This is a genomic window from Acidobacteriota bacterium (assembly GCA_020349885.1).
Taxonomy (GTDB): Bacteria; Acidobacteriota.
This window is the reverse complement of the sequence record CP070701.1, coordinates 1,207,554-1,220,151: the sequence shown is the minus strand read 5'-3', so window position 1 is coordinate 1,220,151 and position 12,598 is coordinate 1,207,554. Positions and strand designations below refer to the sequence as shown.

The window sequence follows — 12,598 nt, the reverse complement described above, 5'->3', positions numbered from 1 at the left end:
AGTCTCCTGTTTCTAGGTATCTGATAGTTTCCAGTTTTAAAGTCTACCATTTCCGAAATCCTTGAGCATCTCAAGCGCGGCCAGGCGTCCCGGCGCTCCCATGACGCCGCCCCCCGGATGGGCGCCGGAGCCGCACATGTAAAGACGGTTCACCGGCATCCGGTACTGCGCCCAGCCCGGCACGGGTCGCAGCATGAAAATCTGCTCGGCCGTGATCTCGCCGTGGAAAATGTTGCCGTCCGTGAGGCCGAACACCTGCTCGAAATCCAGGGGCGTGAGCACCTGGCGGTGCAGAATGATGTCCTTCAAATTGGGCGCGTACTCGCTGATGGTGTTGACGACCGTATCGCCGAGCGCCTCGCGTTGGTCGTTCCAGTCGCCGTCCTTGAGCTTGTCGGGGGCGTACCGGACGTTGACGGACATGACGTGCTTTCCGGGCGGCGCGAGCGACGGATCCGTCAAAGAGGGAATCGTGATGTCGAGGTAAGGCTTGCGCGAAAAGTTCCCGTACTTGGCGTCGTCGTAGGCGCGCTCCAGATAGTCGGGGCTCGGGGCGACCATAATGAAGCCCCGCAGGTGCGGCCCGTCTCCGGGAAGGCTCTTGAAGTCCGGAAGCCCGCTCAGGGCCAGGTTGACCTTCCCCGAGGCGGCCCGCGTGTTGTATTTTCGAATTTTTTCCAAAAACGCCGAAGGAACGCTGTCGGGGCCGAGCATCTTCAGGAACGTGCGCTTCGGGTCCACGGCCGTGGCGACCGACTTCGAGAGAATCTCCTCGCCGCTCTCGAGCACCACGCCCGCCGCCTTGCCGTTTCGGACAAGAATCTTCGAAACCGGCGCCTCCGTGCGAATCTCGGCGCCGAAGCTCCTTGCCGACGAGGCGATAGCTTCGGCCACGGCCCCCATGCCCCCGCGCGGAAAGCCCCACTCGCCGGTCCCCCCGTCCACTTCCCCCATGTTGTGGTGAAGGAGCACGTAGGCCGTCCCGGGTGAGCGGACGCCCAGGAACGTGCCGCTTATGCCGCTTGCCCCCAGGCAGCCCCTCATAATCTCCGATTCGAAGAACATGCTCACAAAGTCAAAAGAGCTCATGGTCATGAGCTCGATGAAGGAGTAGGAATCGTTTCCAAGCGCCCGGAAGCGCTTTCCGAGGTCGATGAACTTGCGAAGCTCGCTCGGACGAAACGACGTCGGGTCGGGAGGAACCATGGAAAGGACCGGCTGAACGAACTTGGCGAGCTTCCCGACATGCCGATAGTATTCCGGAAAAACGTCCGCGTCGCGCCGGGAAAAGCGGCTTATCTCCCTCTTGTTTTCCTCCTCGCCCTCCCGGAAGATGAGGTAGTTTCCGTCCGACAGAGGGAGAAAGCTGGTGTCCACCGGGATGAGGTCGTAGCCGTGGTTCTTAAGCTCCAACTCCCGGACGATCTCGGGCCGCATCATGCTCACCACGTACGCCAGAACGGAGAACTTGAACCCGGGAAAAATCTCCTCCGTCACGGTGCAGCCGCCCAACAGGTGGCGCCGCTCGAGAACCAGAACCTTCAATCCGCCCTTCGCCAGGTAGGCGGCGGCCACGAGGCCGTTGTGGCCGCCGCCTACGACAATAGTGTCATACGGGCCGCCCATCTCAGAGACTCCCGCTCCCGAAGTCCTTGAGCATTTCCAGGGCAGCCAGGCGTCCCGGCGCCCCCATCACCCCGCCCCCGGGGTGGGCGCCGCCGCCGCACAGGTAGAGTTTATCCACGGGCATGCGATACCGCGCCCAGCCCGGCACGGGGCGCAGCATGAACATCTGGTCCGGCGTAAGCTCGCCGATGTAGACGGTGCCTTCCGTGAGGCCGTACTCCTGCTCCATGTCCCAGGGCGTGACGACCTGGCGGTGCAGGATTATGTCCTTCAGGTTGGGCGCGTACTCGCTCAGGGTTTCCACCACCGTGTCGCCGAGCGCCTCGCGGTGGTCGTTCCAGTGGCCGGCCTTGAGCTCGTAGGGAGTGTACTGGGCCTCAACGGACATCACGTGCTTTCCGGGGGGAGCCAGCGTGGGGTCCAACAACGACGGGATTACTATCTCCATGAAGGGCTTCCGGGAAAATTTTCCGTACTTGGCGTCGTCGTAGGCGCGCTCCAGGTAGTCGGTGCTCGGAGCTATCATGATGTCCCCCCGCAGGTGCGCGCCGTCTCCGGGAAGAGCGGTGAAATCCGGAAGCCCGTCGAGGGCCATATTGACCTTGGCCGCGCCGCCGCCCAGCCTGAAATTTCGAATTTTTTCCAAAAACTCCGGAGGAACTTCCTCCCGGTCGAGCAGCTTCAGGAACGTGCGCTTGGGGTCCACGCCCGAGGCGACGGCCTTGGCGCGAATCTCCTCGCCGCTCTCGAGCACCACGCCCTTCGCCGTGCCGTCTCGGACGAGAATCTTCGCTACCGGCGCCTCCGTGCGAATCTCGACGCCGAGGCTCCGCGCAGACGAGGCGATGGCCTCGCTCACGGCCCCCATGCCCCCGCGGGCAAAGCCCCACTCGCCGGCGGTCTCTTCCGTCCCCCCCATGAAGAGGTGAAGGAGCACGGTGGCCGTCCCGGGAGAGCGGGGACCCAGGGAAGCGCCGACGATCCCGCCGGTGCACATCTGGGCCTTTATGACGTCCGATTCGAAAAACATGTCCAGAAAATCGAGCACGCTCATGCTCAAGAGCTTGGTGAAGAAGAAGGAGTCCTCGCCGAGCTCCCGGAAGCGCTTCCCGAGGCGAAAGAGCTTGCCGAGCTCGCTCGGTCGATACGACCTCGGGTCGGGCGGAACCATGGAAAGGACCGGCTGAACGAACCACGCAAGGTCCTCCATGAGCTCCTGGAACTCCGGAAGGGCGTCCGCGTCGTGCCGGGAAAAGCGGCTGACCTGCCTGTGGTTTTCATCTTCGTCCCCCGAGAGGAAGAGGTGGTTCCCGTCCGGCAGCGGGAGAAAGCTGTTTACCAGGGGAATGACGTCGAGGCCGTGCCTGGGAAGCTCAAGGTACCGGATGACCTCGGGCCGCAGCAGGCTCACCACGTACGACAAGACCGTGTATTTGAACCCGGGATATACCTCTTCCGTGACGGCGCAGCCGCCCACGATGTGCCTTCGTTCGAGCACAAGCACCTTCTTTCCGTTTTTTGCCAAATAGGCCGCGGCCGTCAGGCCGTTGTGGCCCCCTCCTACGACGATAACGTCGTATGCGTCACCCACTCTCTTACACGCTCTAAAAATCCTTGAGCATTTCCTTCACGCACAGGCGCGCCGGGGCTCCCATGATGCCGCCTCCGGGGTGGGCGCCGGAACCGCACATGTAGAGGTTCTTGAGCGGCATGCGATACTGCGCATAGCCGGGTGCGGGGCGCATCATGAAGAGCTGCTCCAGCGTAAGCTCGCCCTGGAAGATGTTGCCTCCCGTGAGGCCGTACTCCTGCTCCATATCATAGGGGGAGACGGTCTGGCGGTGCAGAATGAGGTTTTTCAGGTCGGGCGAGTACTTGGCGATGGCGTTCACCACGGCGTCGCCGAACGCCTCGCGGTATTTTTCGTCCCATTTGAGGCCCTTCTTGAGCTCGTAGGGGGCGTATTGGACGAAAACGGACATGACGTGCTTGCCGGGCGGCGCCATCGTGGGATCCACCGTCGTAGGGATACAGACCTCGCAGAAGGGCTCCTTGGAGAATTCCCCGTACTTGGCGTCGTCGTAGGCGCGCTCCAGGAACTCGCTGCTCGGAGATATCGAGATGTCCGCCGCGCGCAGGTGCATGTCTTTCGGCAAGCCGGTAAACGTCGGAAAACCGTCCAGCGCCATATTGACCTTGCCCGAAGAGCCCCGGTACTTGTACCTTCGAATGTATTCCAGGAAATCGTCGGGCACGTGCTTGGAATCCAGCAATTTTATAAATGTGACATGCGGATCCACGCTCGTGGCGACCGTCTTCGCGCGAATCTCCTCGCCGCTCTCGAGCACCACGCCGGCCGCCTTGCCTCCCTTGACCAGGATCTTCGCGACGGGCGCCTCCACGCGAATCTCGGCGCCCAGGTTCCGGGCCGACGCGGCGATGGATTCGGGCACGGCTCCCGTGCCTCCGCGGGGAATGCCCCACGCCGTGGTGGCCCCGTCGACCTGCCCCATGTAGTGGTGAAGGAGCACGTAGGCCGTCCCGGGAGAGCGAATGCCGAGGCACGTGCCGATGATTCCGGCGGTGGCCATCTGGGCCTTTATGACATCCGTTTCGAAGAACATGTCCAGGAACTCCATGGCGCTCATGGTCATGAGCTTGGCGAAGGTGAAGGAATTGTCGCCCAGCGCCTGAAAGCGCTTTCCGAGGTCGAGGAACTTGCGAAGCTCTCTCGGACGAAACGATCTCGGATCGGGGGGGACCATGTTAAGGAAATTCTTGACAAACCTCGCAAGCTGCGTCATCAATCTGTCGAATTCCGCAAAGGCGTCCGCGTCGTTTCCGGAAAAGCGGCGGACCTCCGCCAGGGTCTTTTCCTCCTCGTCCCAGATGCAGAAGTAATTTCCGTCCGGAAGCGGGGTAAAGGTGCTTGCCAGGGGGATAATCTGAAGGCCGTATTTTGCAAGCTCCAGATCCCGGATTATCTCGGGCCGCAGCATGCTCACCACGTACGACAACGTCGTATATTTGAAGCCGGGATAAACTTCCTCCGTCACGGTGGCGCCGCCCAGGATGTGCCTTCGTTCGAGCACCAGCACCGATTTCCCCGCTTTCGCCAGGTACGCGGCGGCGATAAGACCGTTGTGCCCGCCGCCAATCACAACTGTATCGTATGTTTTTGCCATTGTCTGTTCTCCTTATCGGAAGATTTTAAGAAACGGTTCTCTTGCAGCGCTGGAGGCCATGGTTTCGCCCGCAGCGCTCTCGCTTGGAACAAATTGTACGGTTGACATAGAAGTTTTCCATTGTAGGGCAAGGCCCCGTTTGGAGTCAAGTTATTTAGGGTATTAAAATAAGAATAATATTAAATAAAAAAATTCTCTTGACACGGCTGTCCGGGGTGCGTATTCTGTCGCCGCTATGCCAATAGGAACACCATTTTCTTCGCAAACAACTCCGCTTTGTCAAAGTCACTCTTGGGAAGACTGGGGCTACTACTACGTCCCGACTCACTACGATGTCGGCGGCCACGAGCTGGAATATTTCGCCATTCGGCACCAGGCCGGCATGATCGATGTCTCGCCCCTCTTCAAGTACAGGGTCAGCGGCCCCGACGCTTTCCGCTTCGTCAACCGTCTCATCACGAGGGACCTCAACAAGTGCAAGGTGGGGCAGGCGTATTACGCCCCCATCTGCAACGACGACGGAAAGGTGATCGACGAGGGGCCCGTGCAGCGTCTCGACGAACAGCTTTTCCGCGTCACGACGACGAGGCCCGGGCATCGCTGGCTCCTGTTGAACGCCGTCGGCATGAACGTAAAAATCGTAGACGAGAGCGCCTCCTGGGCCGCCCTGGCTCTCCAGGGCCCCATGGCCCGCAACGTCCTGAAGCAGGTGACCGACGCCGACCTCGACAACTTGAAGTATTTCCGCATCGCCCACAACGCCAAGGTCGACGGCATAACCTGCGACGTCACGCGCACGGGATACACGGGCGACCTGGGGTACGAAATCTGGGTGCCCGCAGAGGACGCCCCGCGGTTGTATTCCGCCGTGATGGAAGCGGGAAAGCCGTACGGCGTCATGCCCGCCGGCATGCTGGCGATGCTCATGTGCCGCGTCGAGGCCGGACTCGTCATGACGGAGGCGGAGTACGTCAGCGCACTGGACGCGATGATTCCCGACCAGATGTACTCGCCGTACGAGCTCAACCTCGGCTGGACGGTCAACCTGAACGGGAGTGAAGACTTTGTCGGCCGCAAGGCGCTGATGGAGGAGAAGCGCGTGGGCCCGAGGAGAAAGCTGGTCGGCCTCCACGTCGATTTCGAGAGTTTCGAAAGCTGGTACGACAAGGTGGGTCTTCCGCCGGAACTGCCGGAGGAAGCCTGGGATTCAGACGAAACCACCGGCCTCTGGGTTGGCCCGGACGGGGACGAAGATCAGATCGGCAAATGCCAGACCCTGACCTGGTCGCCCATCGTGAAGAAACTCATCGCCTTGGGGTCGCTCTGGGAACCCGAGTACGCCAAGCTCGGCACCGAGATCAAGATAGAGCTTAACGTGGAGCACATAGACAGAATGGTGAAGGCGACGGTGGTGAAAACGCCGTTCTACGACCCGCCCCACAAGCGCGTCTAGCTTCCCGCGGTTCCAATGACACTCCTCGAATCCTCACACTCCCGACGCGGGAGCGCGGCAGGGCTTTAAATAACAGGATGCCAAAACACACCACGCGTCTCATAACCGAGGAAGCCGCGAAGAATCTGCCCGGGCTGGGAGGCTCCGGGCCGGACAGGGACCCGATGCTGTGGGGGAAGATACACTACGCGGGCCTCGGGTGGACCTGGTGGGTGAGCGAATACGACCCGCATCTCGGCATCGCCTACGGCCTTCTCGACGCGTACGAGTGCGACTGGGGGGCGTTCAGGCTGGACGACCTGGAGTCGGCGAAAGGCAAGGACGGGTCGAGGGCGGAGAGGGACGACTCCTTCAAGCCCCTGCGGTTCTCCAAGCTGCTGGAAGAGCTTCGGGCGAAGGGAAAGCGGATTTAAGGCGCGTATGGGAAAAACGACGCCATTCCACTCCCGCACCTCGGCCCTATGCAAGAGCAACAAGTGGATAGACTGGGGCGGCTACGCCGTGGTGGATTCCTACGGGGTGACTCACGAGGAGGAATACCTCGCCATCCGCGAGTCGACCGGCATGATCGACGTCTCGGGGCTTTTCAAGTACCGGGTCCGCGGCCGCGACGCGGTCCCCTTCGTCAACCGGCTCATCACGAGGGACATCCGGAAATGCAAGATCGGGCAGGTGTTCTACACGCCCCTGTGCGACGAGGAAGGAAAGGTGACCGACGAGGGGCCCGTGCTGCGCTACGGCGAAAACGAATTCGTCTTCACGATGACCAGGCTCCTCGGGCGGTGGCTCGACGAGCACGCCGTCGGCATGGACGTCACGATCGAGGACGAGAGCGAACCCGTGGCCACCCTGGCCCTCCAGGGCCCCACGTCCCGCGACCTCATGAAGCAGGTGTGCGACGCCGACATGGACGCCCTGAAGTTCTGGTACTTCACCCGAGCCAAGATCGCCGGCGTGGACGTCGACATCTCGCGCACGGGATACACGGGCGACCTGGGATACGAACTCTGGCTGCCCGCCGAGTCCGCCGAGAAGCTGTGGGACGTCTTCATGGCCGAGGGAAAGCCATTCGGCCTCAAGCCCAACGGCATGCTGGCGATGCTCACCGCCCGCGTCGAGGCGGGACTCATCATGATGGAGGGGGACTACATCAGCTGTCACAGGGCGCCGATCCCCGAGCTGAAGTACTCGCCGTTCGAGCTCGGCCTGGACTGGACGGTGAAGCTCGAGAGGGAGGGCTTCATCGGCCGCGAGGCGCTTGTCGAGGAAAAACGCAAGGGCTCGCCGAGGAAACTCGTCGGCTTCATAGTCGACTGGGACGACTATACCCGCGTCCACGAGGCCGCGGGAGTAAAGCCCGAGCTGCCGATAGTCCCCTGGGGCGAATGCGAGCGCTACGCCCTCCGGCTGGACGGAAAGCGGATCGGCTGGGCGACGAGCGCGGTCTGGTCGCCGATGATCAAGCAATACGTCGGCTTCGGGACGATAGAGACCGCCCACGCCCAGATCGGAAAAAAGCTCCATATGGACGTCGAGGTGGGGGGCGAAGACAAGCAGGTGGCGGTGACGCAGGCCAAGCTGCCCTTCTACGACCCGCCCCGCAAGCGCGCCTAGCCTCTCCTCTCCTACTCTCCCCTACCGGCCTCCCTTCGCGGCATCCTGCACGGCCTTAAGCTCAAGGTCTTGGGCGTAGCCGCTCTCAATTTCCTATTCCAGATCCTCAAACGCATCCGGAGCACGGAAAAAAGGAAAACCTCCAACGTTTTTCACCTTCCCCACATCCGCTTAAGGTGTCCCCGCAGCCGGGCCCTTATCTGCCGAAAAGCAGGATCGTCTTTCTGCGCTTCGGTCAAAACGGTCTCCATACATGGGAGCTTCACAAAAGGCGGGAGAACCGATAATACGCCAAGGTAAGCCGGATCCCTCGTCGCCACCGATTTTTCAGCAAGGTAGCAGAGCGCTTCAGGATGCTCCGTTTCCGCGAGTGCCCTCAAAAGCTCTGCCGGCGGAGGGGGGGGCGGAGCTTCTTCCAGTAGGCTTTGGATTAAGCGAGCCCTTTTTTCAGGCTTGAACCGTTTTAATTCCTGGTAAAGAAATCCCACTTTGAACTGGTCTTCCGCTGAAAGACCACGCTTTTCCTTGAGGGGTTTTGACGCTTGTTGCAGCTCAGCCACGACATCCTTGAGCGACGCGTTGCCATGCTGCTCCACCAGGGCAAGATACTTTTCTAAAGCAGCAAAGAGCGACAGTTCTCCAGCTAAAGTAGCAAAGGGCGACAGTTCTCCGATATCCGGCTCAGTGTCCTTGGATGCGTGCTCTGCAATAAATTTCCGCAATCGCTCCAGCCAGCCAAGACGGCGATAGATTTCCCCGACCCGTAAAGGAACTCTCCACCATGTGCCGCGCTGTAGGGATGCCAGGCGGCGCTCCAGCAAAGAGACCACCGTTTCGGGGTCTTCGAAACGGGTCCAATCGTCAAAAAGGCGGGCGATGCGGTCCATGCGCTGACCTCCGAGGGCACCCGTGCAGTCTTCACCCGCCAAGCTCACCGGTGCCGAGGCTTCGAAGGCTTTGCGGTATTCCCCTTGGCTTCGATAATACTCCGCCAGCTTCTTGGCAGCGTCTTGCTGCGTATAATGATACGCCGTATCGGAACATGGGTGCCGGGCGGCCTTCTCCCACCAAGTGAGGGCTTCTTCCCACTCACCCAGATAAGCGTACGTACTGCCCACGTAGAGGAAGTGCCGCGCCGCCTCGCCGCTTTCGGCCGGCGCGTCCGCCGCCTTGAGGTAATAGGCCAGGGCTTCCTTGTATCTCTCCTCACCGCGGTAAAGCTCCGCGATGGCAAAGAAAAGCGTGGCAGGCATCGGGTAATCCGGGAATTCCTTCTCAAGCCACGCCACGATGCCCAAAAGTCTTTCCTCATCCGGTGAGTGGTACGCAACTGCCTCCACTATATGGTGCAGGATATCCTCTCGCTTCGGAACCTCGGGAAAATCCTGAAACATGCGTCGGCAAATGCGCAGAACGTAGTCCAAAAACTGGCGCTGGGTGTAGAATCGAGCGAGCTGCCCCCGCTCCAGTAGTTTCTGCGTTCCCCTTCCCCTGTCAGGATAGGCCTCGAGTTCGAAGAACGCTTCCCTTCCGAGCTTTTCGCCCTCCCACAACCTCCGGGCAGGGGTGGAGATTTTCTGGAGGCTGTCAATCGTTGGAAGGGGACGGGACGTTTTGCGGACCAGTGAGGAGGGGTGGCCGTAGCCGTAGCCTTTTGTGGCCTTTAGGAAATCTTTGAGGTAAAAGTAGAGGATGTCTCGCTTCGCTTCACTGGACGGCAGAGCATCCAAGGCACCCCCGTCTGTCTCGTATATCCGCTCGAGTTTGCATAGGAGAGAATCGAAACCTGGGCAATCAAGGTTACTGACTATGAACACGGCATTGCGGATTTCGTCGGCCGGGATTTGCTGTAAGTACGGCTGAACGACACGCTCGCATTCCTCGTCACAGGAAATAGCGTTTCGGCCCTGACGGGGTTTGACCATGGCCCGAAAGAAAGTATTTTTCGAGTGCTCGTAAACCCAGTAGGGCATGCCCGTGAGCAGCTTCTTGCCGACCCAGGGACGGCCCGATGACCGCTGCCACGCGTTCGCCCAGTGCGGGCCGAGGACAAGCCATTCGCTCTCGGGGTAGCTTTTGTAAAACGACTCGAACCGTTTGAGATGCGTCCTTTGAAGATGTTTGGTTTTATCCTGCTTGACCTCTTCAAGCACCCCCAACACCAAATTGAGGAAAGCCTCCATCTCCCCGAGGTCAGCGTCCTCGGGATGCTCCCGGCGCAGTGCCTTGAGCGTCTCGGGATGTTCGAAAGGAGAAACGGCAGCCAGAGCAGGATATTTCGCATAGATTTCGTTGATGCGCTTTTGAAAATATACGTGGTGATTCGTCATGTCTTCCGCGTAAATCTCCGAGAAAGCCCGCGCCGCTTCCTCGTAGCATCCCAAGGCCTGTTGCAGGCGTGCTTTTCTGGGGCGCTCATCATTCCCCCAGAAGAAGCGTCCGCAAGAGAACGGTTGAACGTCTTCCTCGCAAAGTCCGGGAACCGCTTCGAGGATCGCCTTTCGGAACGCGGCTTCACCCGGAGGATCACTGAGCGCTTTGTCCTTCGCGCTGCTTTGGTTCGAGGCAGCGCCCTTCGGCGCGTTCGGCAATAGGTCTACAAATTTTTCCGCTTTTTTCCTGCTCTCCTCAAGAAGATCAAGGAGTGTTATCCAATTCCGGCCTCGGGCATAGGCTCGAACGGCGGCCGGATAATCATCCAAGTGCTTCCAGTAAATTCGCCCTATCTTGTCGTAAAGGGCGAACGTTTCGTAGTGCCCCGTAGGATAGAAGCGAATCTGTTCACGAACGTGCTCTATGGCCGATTCGTATTGCTCGTTCGCAAGAGCAATTTCCCCCTCAATCTGGTGGTGGAACAGGGTCTCGGCATCTTGGGCGATGGAATAGCGAAAAATGAAAAGCGAGAAGAGAATCGCAACGGAGCCTGCCGAGAAGATAAACGTTTTGCTCTTGAGCATGGTCCACCTCAATTATATCCCTTTCCCGGTTCAGAAAAAAAGCCGATGTGCAAGTTCACGACAGCGGCGGGGCGGGGCAAGCCGTTTAATTTTTATCGTAGTGGTTTGGGGGCGGGACGCGGCCTCTGGCCCGCCCCGCCGTGGGAATTCAGGAAGCGGGGTTCGGGGGGGTGAGACGGCTACGGTTGCCGACCACCTATGGACGGTCGAAGAGCTTATAAGTCGTGTTATATAAAGATAAATTCCCCTAAAAATTTTTGTATTATTAATATTGACAACAAGCGCAATATGCATTATATTGTAATAGAAGCATCTCAGCGCTAAGATATTGCGCTAACCCCCAGCCCTTTCGAGGGCTGGGTTTTTTCTAAGGAGAAAACTGTGGCCCGATACAGCATCCTCATCGATGGGTTTAATGTTTACCACTCACTCCAACCCGACCTACAAACGTATAAATGGCTTGACATCGGGAGGTTGTGCAAGTCTTTTATGAGAGCTAATGACACCGTCGTAGATATTTTCTACTATACGGCGTTCTATCCATCTCACCCCCCTAATCCAGAAAAGCGCAAGCGGCACAAAACATATCTTAGCGCACTAAAACATACTGGAATAGTTCCTGTGCTTTCTACTTTTAAGAGAAAAGAAAGAAAATGCAAGGAATGTTGGAGTCACTACACGGGGTATGAAGAGAAAGAAACTGATGTAAATATTGCAATGGAAATGTTTATCCAAGCATTTCACGATAAGGCAGATGTGCTTTGTGTCGTGTCTGGAGATAGCGACTTAGCTCCAGCGCTTACGGCTGTAAAAAAAACATTTCCAGAAAAACGCCTAATGGTGATTTTCCCGCCCAGACGAGCTTCCCGCAAACTACGAAAAGCAGCTTGTCCTCATCCCTGCATATCCCTTAAACGTGAACACATCATAGCAAATCAATTTCCCGACACCATCAAGGGCACAGATGCTAAAGGAAGGGAAATCACAATATGCAAGCCTATTGAATGGAAGGCGGAAACCCTAAAGCCAAAACGCCGCCCTCCCTTTCTCCGGCGCCTTCGGGTCGCTATCCGCGTGTTATTCACGCGATAAGGCTTTTTCACCTACTCGTAGTGCACCACCAAATCACGAAACAAACCCGCTAAGTAGCGTGAGCAAAGGATTTTTTGTTTAGGGGGGGCAATCCCCGCCTAGAGCGGCAAATTTTACCCGCCAGGATCGTTAGGGCGGGCCGGCAACCCAGACTAAGAGTCTGGGCAAGCTCCGGCAATCCCGACGGTAGTCGGGATAAAAAGCGGCAAGTTTTACCCCGATGCGGAGAGTCGGGGCCGGCAACCCAGACTAAGAGTCTGGGCAAGATCCGGCAAAAACGGCAAGTCGGCCAAAATCGTTGACAAATCGCGCGGACGGCATACATGGAGAAGTATGGAGTACCTCGCTCCGCCGAAGCCTCTGCAGCGTATGCGCGTTTGCATAATGAGCTACGCGAAGGCGAGTCGCGTATGGAATATAGCGTATGGAGTATGCAAGGATTCGGTCATCCGGTCATGGGGAGGATGCACCCCCCGCCCCCCTCAATTTACAAAACGAACCTACCAACTGCGCATAAACAAAGGGTTTTTAATTTTGAGCCTAGGAACGAACCCAAGAATCGGGGCAAGCCCACCTATGGTGGATAAACTTTACCCTGCCGTGATGGCGGGGTTTACCCCGCCCAGAGGGCGGGGCCGAGAATTATGAATACATTGCAGCGGGCCGGGGGC

General features: G+C 58.7%; 8 protein-coding genes. 4 read left to right on the top strand and 4 right to left on the bottom strand.

Translation table 11 applies throughout. The annotated features are described in order from the left end of the window. Positions 1-36 precede the first annotated feature (36 nt). The 3 genes from JSV08_05210 to JSV08_05200 are packed head-to-tail and all read right to left on the bottom strand — an operon-like array spanning position 37 to position 4,811. The gene (locus tag JSV08_05210) at positions 37-1,626 is read right to left on the bottom strand and encodes an NAD(P)/FAD-dependent oxidoreductase (protein UCF79928.1); all 1,590 of its coding nucleotides are present in this window, start codon (positions 1,624-1,626) and stop codon (positions 37-39) included. Between the two features lies 1 nt (position 1,627). After that, entirely contained in the window at positions 1,628-3,217 is a 1,590-nt protein-coding gene (locus tag JSV08_05205) for an NAD(P)/FAD-dependent oxidoreductase (protein ID UCF79927.1), read from the bottom strand. Between the two features lie 13 nt (positions 3,218-3,230). Then, the gene (locus JSV08_05200) at positions 3,231-4,811 is read right to left on the bottom strand and encodes an NAD(P)/FAD-dependent oxidoreductase (GenBank protein UCF79926.1); all 1,581 of its coding nucleotides are present in this window, start codon (positions 4,809-4,811) and stop codon (positions 3,231-3,233) included. 235 nt (positions 4,812-5,046) lie between these two features. Here JSV08_05200 and JSV08_05195 point away from each other — a divergent pair, with 235 nt between their 5' ends. From JSV08_05195 to JSV08_05185, 3 genes are all read left to right on the top strand, one after another. Continuing rightward, positions 5,047-6,264 (top strand): aminomethyltransferase family protein, encoded by a 1,218-nt coding sequence (locus JSV08_05195; GenBank protein ID UCF79925.1) that lies wholly within the window; start codon positions 5,047-5,049, stop codon positions 6,262-6,264. A 77-nt stretch (positions 6,265-6,341) separates the two neighbouring features. Beyond that, positions 6,342-6,677 (top strand): DUF2958 domain-containing protein, encoded by a 336-nt coding sequence (locus tag JSV08_05190; GenBank protein ID UCF79924.1) that lies wholly within the window; start codon positions 6,342-6,344, stop codon positions 6,675-6,677. Between the two features lie 7 nt (positions 6,678-6,684). Then, a complete protein-coding gene (locus JSV08_05185) occupies positions 6,685-7,878 on the top strand; it encodes an aminomethyltransferase family protein (protein ID UCF79923.1) in 1,194 nt (397 codons plus the stop codon). 152 nt (positions 7,879-8,030) lie between these two features. Here the strand turns inward: JSV08_05185 and JSV08_05180 are convergent, their stop codons facing one another. Next, the gene (locus JSV08_05180) at positions 8,031-10,835 is read right to left on the bottom strand and encodes a tetratricopeptide repeat protein (protein UCF79922.1); all 2,805 of its coding nucleotides are present in this window, start codon (positions 10,833-10,835) and stop codon (positions 8,031-8,033) included. A gap of 381 nt (positions 10,836-11,216) precedes the next feature. Between JSV08_05180 and JSV08_05175 the strand changes: the two genes are divergently transcribed. Continuing rightward, on the top strand, positions 11,217-11,927 hold the full coding sequence (locus JSV08_05175) for an NYN domain-containing protein (protein ID UCF79921.1): 711 nt from the start codon (positions 11,217-11,219) through the stop codon (positions 11,925-11,927). The last annotated feature ends 671 nt before the right edge of the window (positions 11,928-12,598 follow it).

Coding starts and splice junctions, on each gene's coding strand:
- JSV08_05210 (UCF79928.1), bottom strand. CDS start 1,626: ATGGGCGGCCCGTATGACACTATTGTCGTAGGCGGCGGCCACAACGGC.
- JSV08_05200 (UCF79926.1), bottom strand. CDS start 4,811: ATGGCAAAAACATACGATACAGTTGTGATTGGCGGCGGGCACAACGGT.
- JSV08_05195 (UCF79925.1), top strand. CDS start 5,047: ATGCCAATAGGAACACCATTTTCTTCGCAAACAACTCCGCTTTGTCAA.
- JSV08_05190 (UCF79924.1), top strand. CDS start 6,342: ATGCCAAAACACACCACGCGTCTCATAACCGAGGAAGCCGCGAAGAAT.
- JSV08_05185 (UCF79923.1), top strand. CDS start 6,685: ATGGGAAAAACGACGCCATTCCACTCCCGCACCTCGGCCCTATGCAAG.
- JSV08_05180 (UCF79922.1), bottom strand. CDS start 10,835: ATGCTCAAGAGCAAAACGTTTATCTTCTCGGCAGGCTCCGTTGCGATT.